Below are 514 nucleotides of genomic sequence, written 5' to 3'. Positions count from 1 at the left end.
ACAATCGAATCAGGTAAGAAGCTGCAAATGAATGCTGTGGCTGCTCCTAGCAACGCAACAAACAAAGCGGTCGCTTGGTCCGTAATAGATGGAACAGGTACGGCTGTTATTGATAAAACAACGGGTGAGCTTACTGCCGGCAATCCAGGCACAGTAACGGTCCAAGCAACAGCTGCCGATGAAAGCGGAGTTGTAGGCAGCACGATTCTTACGATTACGGCAGTCCAAGTCCCTGTTGCTTCGATTACGTTAACAGGTGATTCCAGCGTGCTGGTTGGTCAGACGTTAACCGTTGACGCGACCGTTGCTCCTGCAAATGCAACGGAAAAATCAATCGAGTGGTCTGTTGAAAACGGAACAGGCATAGCAACAATCAGCAAAAGCGGAGTATTGACGGGTGTTTCAGCAGGTACAGTTACCGTTAAAGCAACGGCTGCTGACGGCAGTGCCGTATTTGGAACCAAAACGATTGAAATTAATGAGCCTGCCATCCCTGTTCAAGTGATTTCCGTAA

At 48.6% G+C, this 514-nt stretch carries 1 protein-coding gene; it reads left to right on the top strand.

The features are described 5' to 3' along the window. A partial coding sequence (locus AC1DM9_RS34465; protein ID WP_477584509.1) for an Ig-like domain-containing protein occupies positions 1-514 on the top strand: 514 nt, incomplete at both ends.

The organism is Paenibacillus sp. 01T431 (assembly GCF_056398625.1).
The sequence above is the reverse complement of the archived record's forward strand: the minus strand, read 5'-3'. Positions and strand labels throughout refer to the sequence as shown.